This window comes from Acidovorax sp. LjRoot66, from assembly GCF_964253305.1.
Taxonomy (GTDB): Bacteria; Pseudomonadota; Gammaproteobacteria; order Burkholderiales; family Burkholderiaceae_C; genus Acidovorax.
On the sequence record NZ_CAXUQU020000001.1, the window covers coordinates 435403 to 451456 of the forward strand.

Genomic DNA, 16054 nt, shown 5'->3' on the forward strand with positions numbered 1-16054 from the left:
TCTCGGGTTCAGGAAATGGGCAGGCGCACGCGGGCGATTTCTGCGAAGTAGCGCGCGCCTATAGGCAACACGGTATCGTTGAAGTCGTAGCCGGCGTTGTGCAAGGGCACGCCACCGGGGCTGCCGGCCTCGCCGTTGCCGATGAACATGAACGCCCCGGGGACCACCTGCAGGAAGGCCCCGAAGTCTTCCGAGATCATCATCGGCGTGACATTGCGGTCCAGGCGCTCGGCACCGATGACGGCCTCTGCGGCGGCACTGGCCACCTCCACGCAGGCCGGCCAGTTCACGGTGGGCGCGAACTCGTGCGTGTACGTGAAGCGGCAGGTGGCGCCGTGCGCCGCGCAGATGCCTTCGCAGATCTCGCGCATGCGTTTTTCCAGGAGGGCCTGGACCGCCGGCGAATAGCTGCGCGTGTCACCCTGGATGGTGACGTGGGTGGGCAGGGCGTTGCGGATGCCGTCGGTGGTGAATTCGGTGCATGACACCACGGCCGGCTGGCTGGGGTCCACCGAGCGCGCCACCACGGTCTGCAGCGCGAGCACGATCTCGGCGCCGATGACCAGCGGATCGATGGCCATGTGCGGGCGTGCCGCATGGCCGCCACGGCCGGTGATCTTGATCACGAAGTTGTCCTCGCTGGCCATGATGCCGCCGCTGCGGATGGCCATGTGGCCGGCCGGCATACCGGGGATGTTGTGCGCGCCGTAGATCTCATCGACGGGGAAGCGCTCGAACAGGCCATCGGCCATCATCGCTGCGGCGCCTTTGCCATGCTCCTCGGCAGGCTGGAAGATGAAGCGCACCGTGCCGTCGAAGTCGCGGCGCTCGGCCAGCAGCTGCGCGGCGCCGAGCACCATGGCCATGTGGCCGTCGTGCCCGCAGGCATGCATGCAGCCTGGGTGGCTGGAGGCATGGGCCCGGCCGGGGGCGGCCTCGGCCATTGCCAGGGCATCCATATCGGCGCGCAGGCCGATGGTGGGGCCGCCGCTGCCCACGCTGAGGTTGGCCACCACCCCGGTGCCGCCGATGCCTCGATGGACGTCGAGGCCCAGTGCCGAGAGGATGCGCGCCACGTAGTTGGCCGTCTGCACCTCGTTGAATCCGGTCTCGGGGTGGCGGTGCAGGTCGTGGCGCCAGCGCACGAGCTGCTGGTCGAAATCGGCGGCGGTGGTGGTCATGGCAATGCGTTCCAAGGTGTCGGATGGCTCCTACGCATTGTTGGGCGAGCTGCCTGGTTGAATTCACCGCAATCAGGCGTTCAATAGGTCCTGTGTCTCAAAATCTCAAGGAAAGTGATGTGTTTGTCTCATCCTTCTTTGCTACCCTGAGCAAGCCATGAACCTCGACCGCCTGGACATCCAGATCCTCAACCTGCTGCAGGAAGACGCCTCGCAGCCGCTGCGCGTGCTGGCCCGCAAGGTCAACAGCTCGCCGGCCACCTGCCAGCGGCGCATTGCCATCCTGCGCGCGGCGGGCATCCTGCTCAAGCAGGTCGCGGTGGTGAACCGGCAGCGCGTGGGGCGCGCGCTCACGGTGTTCGTGTCGGTGGAGCTGGACAAGCAGAACGATGCGCTGCTGCGCAACTTCGAGGCCAAGATGGCGGCGCAGGACGATGTGATGGCCTGCTACGAGGTCTCGGGTGAGTTCGACTTTCTGCTGATCATCAACTCCGCGTCGATGGAGCGCTACCACGCGTTTACGCGCGAGGTGTTTTCGTCGAACAACAATGTGCGCAACTTCAAGAGCACCTTCGCGATGAACTGCTCCAAGTTCGAAACCCGGGTGGCGCTGGATGTGCCGCCCGAGGCCGACAAGGACGACGACGAGGAAGACTGATCAGGCCGAGGGGCGGGTAAGGTCTTCGAGCCGGGTCAGGAAGGCCATGGCCGCTGGCGTGCTGTCGGCGCACATCTCGGCCGAGGGCTGCAGGCCGCTGCAGACGGCAGGGCGTGCAGGGTGCCCAAAAATGAGGCAGCGCGCGTCGTCCCCGAGCTGGATGCAGCGCACACCCGCCGGCTTGCCCTGGGGCATGCCGGGGATGGGCGAGCTGATGGACGGGGCGGTGCAGCAGGCGCCGCAGCCGGATCGGCATTGCATCAGATTGCTATAAATTTTATAGCTTAAGCGGCGTTCAGGCGGGCCGAGGCCCACAGCACCTGGTCGACCACGGCACGCACGCGTTCGCGATGGACGGGTTGCACCAGGGCACCCGCTTGGTCGAAAGCCGTGCTGGCCTGGCCCAGGGCAAAGGCTTTGGGTGCCAGCCAGCACTCCAGGTTGTGCAGCAGCGGTGCCAGGTGGCTTTGCGAGCGCAGGCCGCCCAGGCCGCCGTTGGAGGCGCTGAGCATGCCCACCACCTTGCCGCGGAAGGGCTTGGTGCCGTCCTGCCACTCGGGGTTGCCGTTCACGGGGCTCGATGCCCAGTCGATGGTGTTCTTGAGCAGGGCGGTGTAGCTGCCGTTGTACTCGGGCGAGCAGACGATCCATGCCGGGTGCGCCCACAGCACCTGTTTGAGCCGCACCACGTCGGCCGGCGTGCCTTGCGCCTCCAGGTCGGCGTTGTACATGGGGATGTCGAAGTCCGACAGCTCCAGCAGCGTGACCTCGGCACCCGCATCGCGGGCGATCGCGGCGGTCGCGTGGGCCAGGCGGCGGTTGAACGATTGCTGGCGCGTGCTGCCGGCGAAGACGAGGAGGGAGTTCTTGTGCATGGCTGGATTGGAGCACAGGGCGGGGGCAGGATTCCTGCAAGCGCGCCGGAGTGCTCTCGCCGTGGCGCAACTTGGAAGCTGCACAGTGAAGGGTTCCACGTGAAACATCGCTGTGCAGCTGTCCGTGTGGACCGCTGCCATCCGTACCCGCTAATCGCCCACCAGTCGGGTAGGGCGGCGGACGATAGGGCTGCCCGCAGACAGGGCTGGCGCAAAGTGGGAAAATCCCGGGTTGCCCGCCGGGGCAGGGTGCAGGCTTGTACCCCCGCACCCGGGCGGGGCCCGGCCACAGGTGTCGTACCGGGATTTTTGATTATCGGGCCTGACAGGCCCCGGAGCGTTCCCATGTTGTACCCCCAGGAATTTGATGTGATCGTCGTCGGCGGTGGCCATGCCGGCACCGAGGCCGCGCTGGCGGCTGCCCGCATGGGCAGCAAGACGCTGCTGCTCACGCACAACATCGAGACGCTGGGGCAGATGAGCTGCAACCCCAGCATCGGCGGCATCGGCAAAGGCCACCTGGTCAAGGAGGTGGACGCCCTGGGCGGCGCCATGGCGTTGGCCACGGACGAGGGCGGCATCCAGTTCCGCATCCTCAACAGTTCCAAGGGCCCAGCCGTGCGCGCTACCCGTGCGCAGGCCGACCGCATTCTGTACAAGGCCGCCATCCGCCGCATGCTGGAGAACCAGCCCAACCTGTGGCTGTTCCAGCAGGCGGTGGACGACCTGATGGTGGAGGGCGACCGGGTGGTGGGCGCCGTCACGCAGGTGGGCATCCGCTTCCGTTCGCGCACGGTGGTGCTCACGGCCGGCACCTTCCTCGATGGCAAGATCCATGTGGGCTTGAACAACTACGCGGCCGGCCGGGCAGGGGACCCACCCGCCGTGTCGCTGTCGGCACGCCTCAAGGAGCTCAAGCTGCCCCAGGGGCGCCTGAAGACCGGTACGCCGCCGCGCCTGGATGGGCGCAGCATCGACTTTTCCAAGTGCGCGGAGCAGCCCGGCGACGGCATGCCGGGCGGCGTGAACGAGGGCACGGTGCCGGTGTTCAGCTTCATGGGCCATGCGACCATGCACCCGCGCCAGATGCCGTGCTGGGTGACGCACACCAACGAGCGCACGCACGAGATCATCCGCAGCGGCTTCGACCGCAGCCCCATGTTCACCGGCAAGATCGAGGGCGTGGGCCCGCGCTACTGCCCGAGCGTGGAAGACAAGATCAACCGCTTTGCCGACAAGGACAGCCACCAGATCTTTCTGGAACCCGAAGGCCTGACCACGCACGAGTTTTACCCCAACGGCATCAGCACCAGCCTGCCGTTCGACATCCAGTACGAGCTGGTGCGCAGCATGCCGGGTCTGGAGAACGCGCACATCCTGCGCCCGGGATACGCCATCGAGTACGACTACTTCGACCCGCGCTCGCTCAAGAGCAGCTTCGAGACGCGCCAGATCCAGGGCCTGTTCTTTGCAGGCCAGATCAATGGAACAACGGGCTACGAAGAAGCCGCCGCCCAAGGTCTGTTCGCTGGCGTCAACGCGGCGTTGCAGTGCCGGGGCGATGGCCCCTGGCTGCCGGGCCGCGACGAGGCCTACCTGGGCGTGCTGGTGGACGACCTGATCACCAAGGGCGTGAACGAGCCCTACCGCATGTTCACCAGCCGGGCCGAGTTCCGCCTGCAGCTGCGTGAGGACAATGCCGACCTGCGCCTGACCGAGATGGGCCGCAAGATGGGTCTGGTGGACGATGCCCGCTGGGACGCCTTCAGCCGCAAGCGCGACGCTGTTTCACGTGAAACAGAGCGCCTCAAGGCCACCTGGGTGAACCCACGCAGCCTGCCTGCGGCCGAGTCCGAACGGGTATTGGGCAAGAGCATCGAGCACGAGTACAACCTGTTCGAGCTGCTTCGCCGACCTGATGTGGGCTACGCGGCGCTGGTGGGTATGGACGGTGGCAAGTACGCCTCGGCCGATGTTTCACGTGAAACCCTGGGCAGCTTGAACGAGTCTGTTGTCGAGCAGCTGGAGATCGCGGCCAAGTACTCGGGCTACATCGACCGCCAGAAGGATGAGGTGGAGCGCGCCGCCCACTACGAGAGCCTCAAGCTGCCGGACGACCTGGATTACATGCAGGTGTCGGCGCTCTCCATCGAGGCGCGCCAGATTTTGACCCGCCACCGCCCCGAAACGCTGGGCCTGGCATCGCGCATCTCGGGCATCACGCCTGCGACGATTTCACTGCTCATGGTGCATCTCAAGAAGGGCGCTTTCCGTGGTATTGCCGGCGCACGTGCCCATGCAGAAACCACAGCGCACTGAGCGGCCCGTGGCCGGCAAAGGCAGGGCAGGGCTGCGCGCGCGCCAGCGCGGCGAGTTGTTGATGGTGCGTGCCATCGCCGTGGTGGCTGTTTTGGTGCTGCTGCTGGCCATTCCGCTGTGGATGAAGCACCAGCGCGACAAGCGCGCCGAGGCGCAAACCGGCAAGGAAAGCGCTGTGTTGTCGCGAGGCACTCCTGTTCCCGTCCGCCCGGCACAGACGGTGGCGTCCGGGGCGGTGTCCACGGCAGCGGTGCCAGCGGCGGCCAGCTCGGGCATCGGCCATGGCCTCACCTTTGCGGTGGTGGCGGACGATGCCACCGTGCCCGCCGAGATCGCTCGCCTGGGCTGCGCAGGGGAGCCCCGCGCGACGGATCGGCCCTTGAAGGACGACCACCCCTGCAACCACCAGCAGGGCGACACCTCGTGCCGCGTGGTGCTGCCCGTGCTGTGCATCCAGCCCGGCACAGCTGCCAAACCTGCAGGGGCCTCCGATGCCATCTATGCCGGTTGGACCGGTGGCATGCTGGCACCGACCCAGCCCGTGATGGGCGCGATCCTGACCTCCGCAGCCCTGGCGTCGGCCCGGTGCGAAAAGGAGTTAGGCAGCGGCTGGCGCATGGCCGATGTGCTGGATGGCCTGAACAGCGGCGGCCTGCAGGGCATGCGCACCACGAATACGACCCTGGGTCAGGGCACCCGCTACTGGGTGCAGACCAAGGACCAGCCAGCCAACTGCTGGAACAGCGCCGGCTCCTGATGGCCGCAGTGGTTGGGTGGTTTCACGTGGAACCACCGAGCGAAACCACGCAACCCGACGCACTGCCTACTGAACAACGGATACCGAGAGATGGTCATGAACACCCCTTCCGCCACCACGGCGGCCTTCCGCCCCACGCTGCTGTCGGCCGCCGAGCAACTGGGCGTACCGCTCACCGGTGCGCAGGCCGATGCCCTGCTGTGCTACCTGGACCTGATCCAGAAGTGGACCAAGGTCTACAACCTCACGGCCGTGCGTGACCCGAAGGAGATGCTGACCCACCACCTGCTGGACAGCCTGGCGGCGGTACCGCCGCTGCGCCGCGCGTTGGCGCAAGAGGCCTTGCCGCCAGGGCAGGGTGCCCGCCTGCTCGACGTAGGTGCCGGTGCCGGCCTGCCGGGCGTGGTGATCGCCGTCTGCTGCCCTGAAGTGGATGTGAGCTGCGTGGACACGGTGGCCAAGAAGGCCGCCTTCATCCAGCAGGTAGCGGTGTCTCTCAAGCTCCCCAACCTGCGTGGCGTGCATGCCCGGGTCGAGAGCCTGGACGGCCCCTTCGACGTGGTGACCAGCCGGGCCTTCGCCTCGCTGGTGGATTTCACCACCTGGTCGCGCCAGGCACTGGGCGCGCAGAGCGTGTGGCTGGCCATGAAGGGCAAGCACCCCACGGAGGAAATTGCGGCCCTGCCTGCCAGCGTGCAGGTGTTTCACGTGGAACAGCTCACCGTGCCGGGCCTGGAGGCCGAGCGCTGCATCGTCTGGATGCGCCCGGCATGACCCGCTGTTGGTAAAAAGGGCAAGGTCCCGCGCACGGGTCGCGTAAACTCGCCGCTCGCTGCTCGTTTGTTGTCGCAGCAGTATTCGCCCACTCGCGGCTCGTCTTTCCCCTGGGGGTTCTCATGTTTGGCATTGCGGATTACGGCGCCTTCGTGGCTGCCATCGTGCTGTTCCTGGCGATCCCCGGCCCGGGCAATCTGGCCTTGATCACCTCCACCAGCAAGGGCGGCATCCGCGGTGGCCTGGCTGCCACCATGGGGGTGATCGCCGGCGACCAGGTGTTGATGTGGATGGCGGTGGCCGGCGTGGCCGCGCTGCTGTCCACCTACCCCACCGCCTTCCATGCCGTGCAGTGGCTCGGCGCCGCCTACCTGGCCTGGCTGGGCTTCAAGATGCTCACGGCCAAGCCCGGTGCACAGCCCATCCTCAACATCGAGCCGCGCCACTACTTCAAGCAGGCCGCGCTGATCACCTTGCTCAACCCCAAGGCCATCGTGTTCTACATGGCGTTCTTCCCGCTGTTCGTCGACCCGGCCCGCCACCAGGGCCTGCTGACCTTCGGCGTGATGGCGGCCACCGTGGCGGCCCTCACCTTTGCCTACGGCCTCATTGCCGTGCTGCTGACCCACCATCTGGCGGAGCGCATGCGCGCCAACCCCACTATCGGCCGTGTGCTCGAAAAAGTCGCCGGCGTGTTTCTGATCGGCTTCGGCATCAAGCTGGCCATTTCGAAGTAAACAAGGCATCCACCCCATGGCCCAGATTTTTTGCATTGCCAACCAGAAGGGTGGTGTCGGCAAGACCACCACCACCGTCAACCTGGCGGCCGGCCTGGCGAAGATCGGCCAGCGCGTGCTGATGGTGGACCTGGACCCGCAGGGCAATGCCACCATGGGTTCGAACCTGGACAAGCGCAAGCTCGACCTCACGGTCTACGACGTGCTGCTCGAATCCGCCTCGGTGCGCGAGGCGGCGGTGCTCTCTGAGAAATGCGGCTACCACGTGCTGGGCGCCAACCGCGAACTGGCCGGTGCCGAGGTCGAGCTGGTGGCACTGGAGCATCGCGAAAAGCGCCTCAAGGCCGCACTGGCCGAAGTGGATGCGGACTACGACTTCGTGCTCATCGACTGCCCACCCTCGCTGTCCATGCTGACCTTGAACGGCCTGTGCTCGGCCCATGGCGTGGTCGTGCCCATGCAGTGCGAGTACTTCGCGCTCGAAGGCCTGACCGACCTGGTCAACACCATCAAGCAGGTGCATGCCAACCTCAATGCCGACCTGCAGATCATCGGCCTGCTGCGCGTGATGTTCGATCCGCGCATCACCCTGCAGCAACAGGTCAGCGAACAGCTCAAGGACCACTTCGGCGACAAGGTGTTCAACACCGTGATCCCGCGCAACGTGCGCCTGGCCGAAGCCCCGAGCTACGGCTTGCCTGGCGTGGTGTTCGACCCGCTGGCCAAGGGCAGCCAGGCCTTCATCGAGTTTGCGCAGGAGATGGTCGAGCGTGTGCAGAGCATGAAGGCGCTGGGCAAGAAGCCTGCGATCGTCTGACCGGGTGCCTGTCCAGTTGCTATCAAATTCATAGTATGAGTTCACCCTCCGATACCGTGCTCGTTCTGCCTGGTTGGCAGAGTTCCGGCCCCGACCATTGGCAGAGTCGCTGGGAGGCGCTGCACGGTTTTCACCGCGTGGAGCAGCACGACTGGATGCGCCCGCTGCGCGGCGACTGGACCGCGCGGCTGGAGGACACCATCATCGATGCCCCGGGCCCCGTGGTGCTCGTGGCGCACAGCCTGGGCTGCATCCTCACCGCCTGGTGGGCCGCGCATTCATCCAACACCCACCGCGTGAAGGGGGCCCTGCTGGTGGCCCCCGGCGATGTGGAGCGCGAGGACATCGCCGGCTACCTGCCGGGCTGGTCGCCCATCGCACGCCAGCCGCTGCCGTTCCCTGCCGTGCTGGTGGGCAGCCGCAACGACCCGTACTGCAGCTTCGAGCGCGCCGAAGGCATGGCCCGGGCCTGGGGTGCGCGCTTCATCGACTACGGTGCGCGCGGCCACATCAATGCCGAGTCGGGGTTGGCGGACTGGCCCGAGGGCCTGGCCCTGCTGGCCGGGCTGCGCGAGCCGGCCTGATCGACCATTCCTTCTATGTCCAAGATCAATCTCCCAGAGACGGCGCAGACCTTTCCGCAGGCCTGGACCTCGCGCATCGTCGGCCGCGCCGCGGGCGCCAACGTCAAGGTGCTGCGCATGGACGACGGCGCCTACCCTGACGAATCGCACGACTTTGACGAAGCCCTGCTCGTGATCGAAGGCTGCATGCGCCTGGATCTGCAGGGCCAGGTCACCGAGGTGCAGGCAGGCGAAGTCTTCATCGTGCCCGCGGGCGTGCCGCATGCGGTGGCACCGGGCAGCCATGGCACGCTGGTGATCATCGACCAGTGATGGCCACGCGGCGCCACCCCTGATTCCCAGAACACAGAACAAGAAAGCTTTCTCACCATGGTCACCAAAAAACCCAAGGGCCTCGGACGCGGCCTTGAAGCCCTGCTGGGCCCCAAGGTCAGCGAAGCCTCCGAGCAGGCCCTGGCGGCCGATGCCGGCCTGCCCAACACGCTGATGCTGGCCGAGATGGTGCCCGGCATGTACCAGCCGCGCACGCGCATGGACGAGGGCGCGCTGTACGAGCTGGCCGAGAGCATCAAGGTGCAGGGCATCATGCAGCCCATCCTGGTGCGGCGCCTGGCCGATGGCGAGAACGCCGGCAAGTACGAAATCATCGCCGGCGAGCGGCGCTTCCGTGCCGCGCGGCTGGCCGGGCTGGACCGCGTGCCGGTGTTGGTGCGCGACGTGCCCAACGAGGCTGCGGCCGCGATGGCGCTGATCGAGAACATCCAGCGCGAAGACCTGAACCCGCTCGAAGAGGCCCATGGTCTGCAGCGCCTGGTCAAGGAGTTCGGCCTCACGCACGAGCTGGCCGCTCAGGCTGTGGGCCGCTCGCGCAGCGCCGCGAGCAACCTGCTGCGCCTGTTGAACCTGGCCGAGCCGGTGCAGACCATGCTCATGGCCGGCGACATCGACATGGGCCATGCGCGCGCGCTGCTGTCGCTGGACCGTGCGGCGCAGATCACGGCCGGCAACCAGATCGCGGCCAAGAAGCTCTCGGTGCGCGAGGCCGAGGCCCTGGTCAAGAAGATCGGTGCCGAGTTCAGCCTCATGCCGCAAAAGCCCCAGAAGGAAAAATCGCGCGACCTGCGGCGCGTGGAGGAAGAGCTGTCCGACCTGCTCATGGCCGAGGTCGAGGTGCGCGTGAAAAAGCGCGTGAAGCGGGCAGGGCGTGTGGAAGACATGGGTGAGCTGGCGATCCAGTTCGGCTCCATCGAAGAACTCAACGGCCTGATCGAGCGCCTGCGCGGCTGAGAAAACTCTTCTGGCGTCGTTGCTGCGTCTGGTCGTACACCCGTACCGCCTGCGACGCAGCGCCTGGCCAGAACCGCTTCGCTGAGTTTTGTTGTCCGCTCTGGGCGGTGCCTGTTCAGGGCGCACGGAGCCCTCTGGCACGGGGCCACGTGACAAAGTGCACACAATCGTGCCGCGGCGGCTTGCACAGGCGTGTTGCGGTGCGCCATGCCGGCCTACACTGCGCTCCATTCCATCCCGGGGCATGTGCACCGGGGGAGTTCTGGAGAGCCCCATGTCCCGCGCACACCGCCCGCCGTTCCCTGCCGTCCTGGCCACAGGATGGTGCCTGCCGGGCGTGGCCATTTGCGCCATTTGCGCGCAGACTGTGCGCCTGGTCGTCTCCGGCACCGCCCATTCCCAGCAAGGCCTTTTCGGCCTGTAATGTATATGCCACTGCGCCTGCTGCCCTGGCCCCTTCCCGCGCTGCTGGCGTGGGCGGGAGCATGGCTGCTGTACCTCAGCCTGCAGCGGGCCGTGCCCCCCATGGCGGCGCTGGTGGCCGCCTGCCTGCTGGGCACGGCTGCGAGCCTGCTGGGTGCCAGCTGGTGGCGCCGCGCGCTGATTGCGCTGGGCTTTCCGCTGTCGCTGGCGATCACCGGCCTGGCCAGCCTGCCGGCCTGGGCCTGGCTGGTGCCGCTGGCCCTGCTGCTGGCGGTCTACCCCCTCAATGCCTGGCGTGACGCGCCCATCTTCCCCACGCCGCGCCATGCGCTGCAGGCGCTGGCGGTACAGGTTTCCCTGGCGCCGGGCGCCCGGGTGCTTGACGCCGGCTGCGGCCTGGGCGATGGCCTCATCGCGCTGCGCCACGCCTATCCCGATGCACGCATGGAGGGCCTGGAATGGAGTTGGCCACTGCGCCTGGCCTGCGCGCTGCGCTGCCCCTGGGCCAAGGTGCGCCGTGGCGACATGTGGCAGGCCGACTGGAGCGGCTACCAGATGGTCTACCTGTTCCAGCGCCCCGAGAGCATGGCCCGCGCCGCCGCCAAGGCCCAGGCCGAGATGGCGCCCGGCTCCTGGCTGGTGAGCCTGGAGTTCGCCGTGCCCGGCCTGCTGCCCCGTGCCCAGCTGCGTGCACCGGGCGGTCGGGTGGTGTGGATCTACCGCCTGCCCTTGCTGACTGAAAAGGGGGCCTGAAATGCACCGCTACAACTGTTTTCCCCAGCCCTTGTCGGTTACAGAAAAGATACATCCTTTTGCTACATTGCGCCCTGGCTTCAGAGCACACAAGAACCAAGAAATTCACAGCCACAAGGGGCTTGCAGCCGCAACCGCGAGGACCAGCGCCAGGAGGGAGCGCGAGGTCCTGCACAGCTTTCCTTGTCCGGTCGACAACCTCCATCGCAATCAGCATGCCGCGTTCGGCACCCCCATGGGTGTCTGCCGCCGCGTTGCTGTAGCAGGGGCGCGTCGCCGGGGTTTTCTGGTGAACACCCGAATCATTTGCAAGGAGTATTCATGACCATTCGACCCCAATTGCGTCCCCGCCTTCTGTGGGTGCTGGCGCTCAGCGCCGCCCTCACGGGCTGCGCGACGATGCAGAGCCATGACAAGCTCGCCAGCGACGTGCAGGGCGCCGGCCGCAGCGGTGGCATTCCCGCCGCCATCGCACAGCTCGAATCCACGGCCAAGACCGAGGACGAGAAGACCGCGCTGCTCTTCAACATGGAGCGCGGCGAGCTGCTGCGCATGGACCGCCGCTACGCGGACAGCACGAACGCCTTTCTGCTGGCCGACGTGAAGGTCAAGGAGTGGGAAGACACGGCCAAGAGCAATCCGCAAAAGCTCATGGGCACCGTGGGCGCAGCGCTGATCAGCGAGCGCTTGAAGGCCTATGAAGGCCAGGACTACGAGAAGGTCTGGCTGACCACGCGCCTGGCGCTCAACCGCGTGGCCGTGGGCGACGTGGAAAACGCCCGCGTGGACATCAAGCGCACGCATGAGCGCGAAGCCATCATTGCCGAGTTCCGCTCCAAGGAAACCCTGGCGGCCGAGCAGGAAGCCAAGTCCAAGGGCGCCACCTCGGGCGGCAAGGAGCTCAACGGCTACCCCGTCGAGACCTTCAACGACCCCGAAGTGCTGGCCCTGAAGAACGGCTACCAGAACGCCCTGAGCCACTACCTGGCCGGCTTCCTGTACGAGATGCTCAATGAGCCGGGCCTGGCCGCGCCAGGCTACCGCAAGGCCATCGAGCTCAAGCCCGAGACCGGCGTGCTCGAAGAAGGCCTGCGCGGCCTGGACAGCCGCACCAGCTTCACCTGGAAGCGCCGCCAGCGCATGACCGACGTGCTGTTCGTGGTCGAGGCCGGCGACGCCCCTGCGCGCAAGCCCCGCGCCTTCACCCTGCCGGTGCCCGTGGGCAGCCGCTGGACCACGGTGAGCGTTTCCTACCCTGTGATCGAGCCCTCGCGCGACGCGCCGCTGACCAACCTGTCGGCCGCCGGCACGGACTTCAAGCTTGAAAAAGTGGTGGACGTGAACGTGATGGCACGCCGCGCCCTGAAGGACGAAATGCCCGGCATGGTGCTGCGCGGCTTCACCCGCGCCGTGGCCAAGGGCGTGCTGCAGGACCAGCTGCAAAAGAAGGGCGGCCTGCTGGGCGGCATCGTGGGTGCCGTGGCGGCCTCGGCCACCGAACAGGCCGATGACCGCATGTGGCGCATGCTGCCCGGCCGTGTCTACGTGGCCCGTGGCTACCTGCCACCCGGAGAGCACACCATCACCATCAACGGCCGCGCACTGCCGCAGCCCGTGAAGGTCGACGGCCAGTACGCCCTGGTGCCCCTGCGCCTGTACGAGAACAGCGTGCTCATGGGCGACGTGGCCTCGGTCGGCCAACTGGCCGCAACGGCTTCCACGGCCGCCGTGGCCCCAGCGGTCGACGTGCCTTCCTCGTCCACCAAGACGATCTCCACGACGACGACGACCACCAAGACAACCACCACCACCAACCGCACGCGGCCTGCGGCCAAGCCCGCGGCAGCGCCCGTGACCCCGGCCAAGAACTGAACCGAAGACCGTTTTCCAAGGAGCCTTACCCATGACTATCCGCACCCACCTGACCGCCATCGGCGTCGCCGTGATGGCACTGACCGGCGCTGCGGCCCACGCCCAGCTGCACGACCCTGCGACCCCCATCGCCGTGGCCTCCAAGGTGGCGTTGCGCGGCGAAGCCAACAGCATCGCCGTGCGCGAGATGCGCATCGTGCGCACCAACGAGATCCTGGTGGTGCAGGCCGACATGGCCAACATGGGCCGCACCGACCGCACCGTGTTCTACCGCTTCAAGTGGCTGGACCAGGTGGGCAACCAGGTGGGTGACGGAGAGTCGTGGAAGCAGATGAGTGTGCTGGGCCTGGGCCAGCAGACCGTCAAGAGCGTAGCCCCCACCAGCGCCGCAGTCGACCTGCGCCTGGAAATGAACGTAGAACCGCGCTGAACACCGCAGCGCCGACCGGAGAAAACACCATGCAACGCAACAGCAGCATCCAGCGCACCGCGCTCGTCCTGGCCTTCGCGGCCAGCACTCTGGCCCTCTCGGCCTGCCAGAACCTGTCCTCGCCCACCGTGCGCTTTGACCGCCAGGTCAACTACGGCGACGCCAAGGCCGTGGAACTGGTGACCAACGAGTTCGGCTCCACCGACCTGCAGATGATCGCCGAGAAGATGACCGGTGGCCTGCTCGAAACGGGCATCTTCCAGGGCCGCCCCACGGTGACCATCTCCACCGTGAAGAACAAGACCAGCGAGTACATCGACACCACCAACGTGATGAACTCGATACAGACCTCGCTGGTCAAGTCCGGCAAGGTGCGCTTCGTGCGCTCCATCAACGAGATGCAGCAGGGCGTGGACGAGCTGCAGCGCCAGAACCAGAGCGGCCTGTACAAGCAGGGCACCACCGCCAAGGTCGGCCAGATGACGGCCGCCAAGTACAGCATGGAAGGCGAGCTGACCAGCATCGTCAAGCAGAGCAACTCCACCAAGGACGTGTACTACAAGTTCACGCTCAAGCTGTTCGACGTGCAGGAAGGCACCGTGGAATGGCAGGACGAAAAAGAAATCCGCAAGACCAGCAAGCGCTGATCGACCACGGCACTGAAAGGACTTCACCATGCAACGCAGAACCACCCTCGCGGCCGCACTGTCCGTGCTGGCCGTCACCGCCCTGACCTGGAGCGCTGGCGCCCAGGCCCAGAACGCCGCCCCCAAGATCGCCGTGACCGACCTGGCCTATGCCCAGCAGGTCTCGGAATACTTCGTGGCCGGCGCCTACCAGCGCAGTGCCCAGATGAGCGCCGGCGGCAGCGCCAGCCACGGCATGTACGGCGGCTCGGGCAGCCACTCCATGCAGGCCTCCGAGCAGGCCAGCGGCACCTACGTGGCCGGCCGCTACAGCTACATCGAGCAGCGCGAGCTGGGTGGCTACACCAACGACATCAAGGGCGCCCTCCTGCAGGGCACCTACTTCCGCCTGGTGCAGGGCAAGGGCTTTGATGCCGGCAAGCCGCAGAACAGCAAGGCCGAGCAGGTGCTCAACCAGGTGCAGACCGGCAAGATGGCCGCACCCCAGGCGCAGAACCAGGTGGCCAACGTGACCGCCCGCATCAAGAAGGGCGAATTCGCCGGTGCCGACTACGTGCTCTTCGGCGTGGTCTCCAGCATCAACTTCACCGATGCGCTCTCGCCCCTGCAGGGCACGAGCAGCGCCACGCGCCAGTATGGCCTGCAGCTCCTGGCCGACTTCTCGCTGATCAACACCCGCACCTACGAGATCAAGGCCGCCTTCTCCGCGCAGGGCGAAGGCAACGACACCAAGATCCTGTCCAACCGCGGCGACATCGCTCCGCCCAACCGGGCCAAGGTGATCAGCGAAACCTCGCGCAGCCTGGCGCAGAGCGTGTACGAACAGCTGGCCGGCCAGCTGGGCTACACCGACGCCCATCTGGCGCGCGGCGTGCGCCCACCACCACCGCCCGTGGTCTACCAGGGCGGCGGCCAGCCCATGCCCGTGCCCCAGCAGCCCGACCAGGTGCTGATCCTCAAGTGAGCTTGGCGGGTTCCCTGCAACCATGATGGGCCGCATGCGTCCCGCCCTGAAGGCCAGCCTCGCGCTGGCCTTTTTCGTGGCCGGTTGCGCCGCGCAGGCTGCTGCGGATGCCACGGCCTTCGCCCCCTACCTGTTGCCCGGGGCGGGAGAGGTCCGCGTGCAGGCACTGCAGCGGCCCGCGCGCACCGCGCCGCTGCGCTACCGCGTGGTCGTGGTGCCGGGATCGGGCTGCGCCGGGATGGGGCCGCTGGCCGACCGCTATTTCGCGGGCCTGCTGCATGCCGAGGTGCTGGTGCTGCACAAGCCCGGCGTGGCGCCCGGTGCGCGCACGGCGGCGGGGGCCTGCGCTGCCGATTTCGTGCAGGCCGACCGGCTCTCGGCGTGGCGCGACCATGCCCGCGCCGCGTTGCGCGCCGATGCGGGGCAGCGCCAGGCGCAGGGCCTGCCCGTGCTTCCCCAGGTGCTGGTCGGCATCTCCGAAGGGGGCGAGCTGCTGCCTTCGCTCGCGCCCGAGGTGCCTGGGTTGGCGGGCCTGGTGCTGCTGTCTTCCAGCGGGCTCGACCCGCGCGAAGCGGGTGCCCTGCAGGCGAAGCGTCTGGGTGTCTCGGCTGACTGGGAGGCCTTGGGTCGCCTGCAGGCCGGCAGCCTGCCCGACAGCACGATGGCGCAGGGCCGCAGCCTGGGTTATTGGCGCGACCTGTGGCACTGGCCGCTGGCCCAGCCCCTGCGCGAGGGACCCTGGCCGGTGCTGCAGGTCTGGGGTGGTGCCGATGCGTTGGTGCCGCCGGCCGCTTTCGAGCAAGGTGCTCGGCTGGCTGTGGGCCGTACGGCGCCCTGGTGTGCACGGGAAATTCCGGGTGCCGACCATGGGCTGCAGAGCCCGGGCCGCGACGGCGTGCAGCAGCTGTGGGCCTGGCTCGAGCAGTGGGCGCGCGACCCGCAACAGGGCCTGTGCACACCCCTGTCGCGCTGACGG

The 16054-nt window shown here is 67.2% G+C and carries 18 protein-coding genes; 15 read left to right on the top strand and 3 right to left on the bottom strand.

What is annotated here, in order from left to right; translation table 11 throughout:
• Positions 1 to 8: 8 nt before the first annotated feature.
• Positions 9 to 1181 carry a M20 aminoacylase family protein gene (locus ACSQ3Y_RS02035; protein ID WP_436176279.1) on the bottom strand — a complete coding sequence of 391 codons (1173 nt, stop codon included), beginning with the start codon at positions 1179 to 1181 and terminating at the stop codon, positions 9 to 11.
• Between the two features lie 157 nt (positions 1182 to 1338).
• On the opposite strand from ACSQ3Y_RS02035, the gene ACSQ3Y_RS02040 reads away from it, so the two are divergent.
• Positions 1339 to 1839, top strand: coding sequence for an Lrp/AsnC family transcriptional regulator (locus ACSQ3Y_RS02040; protein ID WP_057200798.1), 501 nt, complete (start codon positions 1339 to 1341; stop codon positions 1837 to 1839).
• Here the strand turns inward: ACSQ3Y_RS02040 and ACSQ3Y_RS02045 are convergent, their stop codons facing one another.
• Positions 1840 to 2100, bottom strand: coding sequence for a YkgJ family cysteine cluster protein (locus ACSQ3Y_RS02045; protein ID WP_057200397.1), 261 nt, complete (start codon positions 2098 to 2100; stop codon positions 1840 to 1842).
• 23 nt (positions 2101 to 2123) lie between these two features.
• Entirely contained in the window at positions 2124 to 2714 is a 591-nt protein-coding gene (locus ACSQ3Y_RS02050; RefSeq protein ID WP_436176280.1) for an NADPH-dependent FMN reductase, read from the bottom strand.
• 345 nt (positions 2715 to 3059) lie between these two features.
• Here ACSQ3Y_RS02050 and mnmG point away from each other — a divergent pair, with 345 nt between their 5' ends.
• The 14 genes from mnmG to ACSQ3Y_RS02120 all read left to right on the top strand — a co-directional run bounded on the left by mnmG (position 3060) and on the right by ACSQ3Y_RS02120 (position 16051).
• The gene (gene mnmG / locus ACSQ3Y_RS02055; protein WP_057200395.1) at positions 3060 to 5033 is read left to right on the top strand and encodes a tRNA uridine-5-carboxymethylaminomethyl(34) synthesis enzyme MnmG; all 1974 of its coding nucleotides are present in this window, start codon (positions 3060 to 3062) and stop codon (positions 5031 to 5033) included.
• Positions 5011 to 5790, top strand: coding sequence for a hypothetical protein (locus ACSQ3Y_RS02060; protein WP_157412361.1), 780 nt, complete (start codon positions 5011 to 5013; stop codon positions 5788 to 5790). Before mnmG ends, ACSQ3Y_RS02060 begins: the two co-directional genes overlap by 23 nt.
• 96 nt (positions 5791 to 5886) lie before the next feature.
• Positions 5887 to 6564 (top strand): 16S rRNA (guanine(527)-N(7))-methyltransferase RsmG, encoded by a 678-nt coding sequence (gene rsmG, locus ACSQ3Y_RS02065; protein WP_057200797.1) that lies wholly within the window; start codon positions 5887 to 5889, stop codon positions 6562 to 6564.
• Between the two features lie 122 nt (positions 6565 to 6686).
• The gene (locus ACSQ3Y_RS02070) at positions 6687 to 7301 is read left to right on the top strand and encodes a LysE family transporter (protein ID WP_057200393.1); all 615 of its coding nucleotides are present in this window, start codon (positions 6687 to 6689) and stop codon (positions 7299 to 7301) included.
• Between the two features lie 16 nt (positions 7302 to 7317).
• Positions 7318 to 8118 carry a ParA family protein gene (locus tag ACSQ3Y_RS02075; RefSeq protein ID WP_436176281.1) on the top strand — a complete coding sequence of 267 codons (801 nt, stop codon included), beginning with the start codon at positions 7318 to 7320 and terminating at the stop codon, positions 8116 to 8118.
• A gap of 35 nt (positions 8119 to 8153) precedes the next feature.
• Entirely contained in the window at positions 8154 to 8702 is a 549-nt protein-coding gene (locus tag ACSQ3Y_RS02080) for an RBBP9/YdeN family alpha/beta hydrolase (RefSeq protein WP_436176282.1), read from the top strand.
• Between the two features lie 15 nt (positions 8703 to 8717).
• Positions 8718 to 9014, top strand: a complete 297-nt coding sequence (locus ACSQ3Y_RS02085) for a cupin domain-containing protein (protein WP_145694186.1) — start codon at positions 8718 to 8720, stop codon at positions 9012 to 9014.
• A gap of 57 nt (positions 9015 to 9071) precedes the next feature.
• Positions 9072 to 9989: a ParB/RepB/Spo0J family partition protein gene (locus tag ACSQ3Y_RS02090; protein ID WP_057266834.1), complete on the top strand. Its 918-nt coding sequence runs from the start codon at positions 9072 to 9074 to the stop codon at positions 9987 to 9989.
• A gap of 423 nt (positions 9990 to 10412) precedes the next feature.
• Positions 10413 to 11165, top strand: coding sequence for a hypothetical protein (locus ACSQ3Y_RS02095; protein WP_057200389.1), 753 nt, complete (start codon positions 10413 to 10415; stop codon positions 11163 to 11165).
• A 321-nt stretch (positions 11166 to 11486) separates the two neighbouring features.
• On the top strand, positions 11487 to 13037 hold the full coding sequence (locus ACSQ3Y_RS02100) for a COG3014 family protein (RefSeq protein WP_436176283.1): 1551 nt from the start codon (positions 11487 to 11489) through the stop codon (positions 13035 to 13037).
• Between the two features lie 31 nt (positions 13038 to 13068).
• Positions 13069 to 13467 carry a YcfL family protein gene (locus tag ACSQ3Y_RS02105; RefSeq protein ID WP_057200387.1) on the top strand — a complete coding sequence of 133 codons (399 nt, stop codon included), beginning with the start codon at positions 13069 to 13071 and terminating at the stop codon, positions 13465 to 13467.
• Between the two features lie 29 nt (positions 13468 to 13496).
• Positions 13497 to 14114, top strand: coding sequence for a penicillin-binding protein activator LpoB (lpoB, locus tag ACSQ3Y_RS02110; protein WP_057200386.1), 618 nt, complete (start codon positions 13497 to 13499; stop codon positions 14112 to 14114).
• Between the two features lie 28 nt (positions 14115 to 14142).
• Positions 14143 to 15078, top strand: a complete 936-nt coding sequence (locus tag ACSQ3Y_RS02115) for a hypothetical protein (RefSeq protein WP_057200385.1) — start codon at positions 14143 to 14145, stop codon at positions 15076 to 15078.
• 34 nt (positions 15079 to 15112) lie between these two features.
• On the top strand, positions 15113 to 16051 hold the full coding sequence (locus ACSQ3Y_RS02120) for an alpha/beta hydrolase (protein WP_436176284.1): 939 nt from the start codon (positions 15113 to 15115) through the stop codon (positions 16049 to 16051).
• The last annotated feature ends 3 nt before the right edge of the window (positions 16052 to 16054 follow it).

Coding starts and splice junctions, on each gene's coding strand:
- mnmG (WP_057200395.1), top strand. CDS start 3,060: ATGTTGTACCCCCAGGAATTTGATGTGATCGTCGTCGGCGGTGGCCAT.
- ACSQ3Y_RS02050 (WP_436176280.1), bottom strand. CDS start 2,714: ATGCACAAGAACTCCCTCCTCGTCTTCGCCGGCAGCACGCGCCAGCAA.
- ACSQ3Y_RS02045 (WP_057200397.1), bottom strand. CDS start 2,100: ATGCAATGCCGATCCGGCTGCGGCGCCTGCTGCACCGCCCCGTCCATC.
- ACSQ3Y_RS02090 (WP_057266834.1), top strand. CDS start 9,072: ATGGTCACCAAAAAACCCAAGGGCCTCGGACGCGGCCTTGAAGCCCTG.
- ACSQ3Y_RS02115 (WP_057200385.1), top strand. CDS start 14,143: ATGCAACGCAGAACCACCCTCGCGGCCGCACTGTCCGTGCTGGCCGTC.
- ACSQ3Y_RS02085 (WP_145694186.1), top strand. CDS start 8,718: ATGTCCAAGATCAATCTCCCAGAGACGGCGCAGACCTTTCCGCAGGCC.
- ACSQ3Y_RS02035 (WP_436176279.1), bottom strand. CDS start 1,181: ATGACCACCACCGCCGCCGATTTCGACCAGCAGCTCGTGCGCTGGCGC.
- lpoB (WP_057200386.1), top strand. CDS start 13,497: ATGCAACGCAACAGCAGCATCCAGCGCACCGCGCTCGTCCTGGCCTTC.
- rsmG (WP_057200797.1), top strand. CDS start 5,887: ATGAACACCCCTTCCGCCACCACGGCGGCCTTCCGCCCCACGCTGCTG.
- ACSQ3Y_RS02095 (WP_057200389.1), top strand. CDS start 10,413: ATGTATATGCCACTGCGCCTGCTGCCCTGGCCCCTTCCCGCGCTGCTG.
- ACSQ3Y_RS02075 (WP_436176281.1), top strand. CDS start 7,318: ATGGCCCAGATTTTTTGCATTGCCAACCAGAAGGGTGGTGTCGGCAAG.
- ACSQ3Y_RS02100 (WP_436176283.1), top strand. CDS start 11,487: ATGACCATTCGACCCCAATTGCGTCCCCGCCTTCTGTGGGTGCTGGCG.
- ACSQ3Y_RS02080 (WP_436176282.1), top strand. CDS start 8,154: ATGAGTTCACCCTCCGATACCGTGCTCGTTCTGCCTGGTTGGCAGAGT.
- ACSQ3Y_RS02105 (WP_057200387.1), top strand. CDS start 13,069: ATGACTATCCGCACCCACCTGACCGCCATCGGCGTCGCCGTGATGGCA.
- ACSQ3Y_RS02060 (WP_157412361.1), top strand. CDS start 5,011: ATGCAGAAACCACAGCGCACTGAGCGGCCCGTGGCCGGCAAAGGCAGG.
- ACSQ3Y_RS02120 (WP_436176284.1), top strand. CDS start 15,113: ATGCGTCCCGCCCTGAAGGCCAGCCTCGCGCTGGCCTTTTTCGTGGCC.
- ACSQ3Y_RS02040 (WP_057200798.1), top strand. CDS start 1,339: ATGAACCTCGACCGCCTGGACATCCAGATCCTCAACCTGCTGCAGGAA.
- ACSQ3Y_RS02070 (WP_057200393.1), top strand. CDS start 6,687: ATGTTTGGCATTGCGGATTACGGCGCCTTCGTGGCTGCCATCGTGCTG.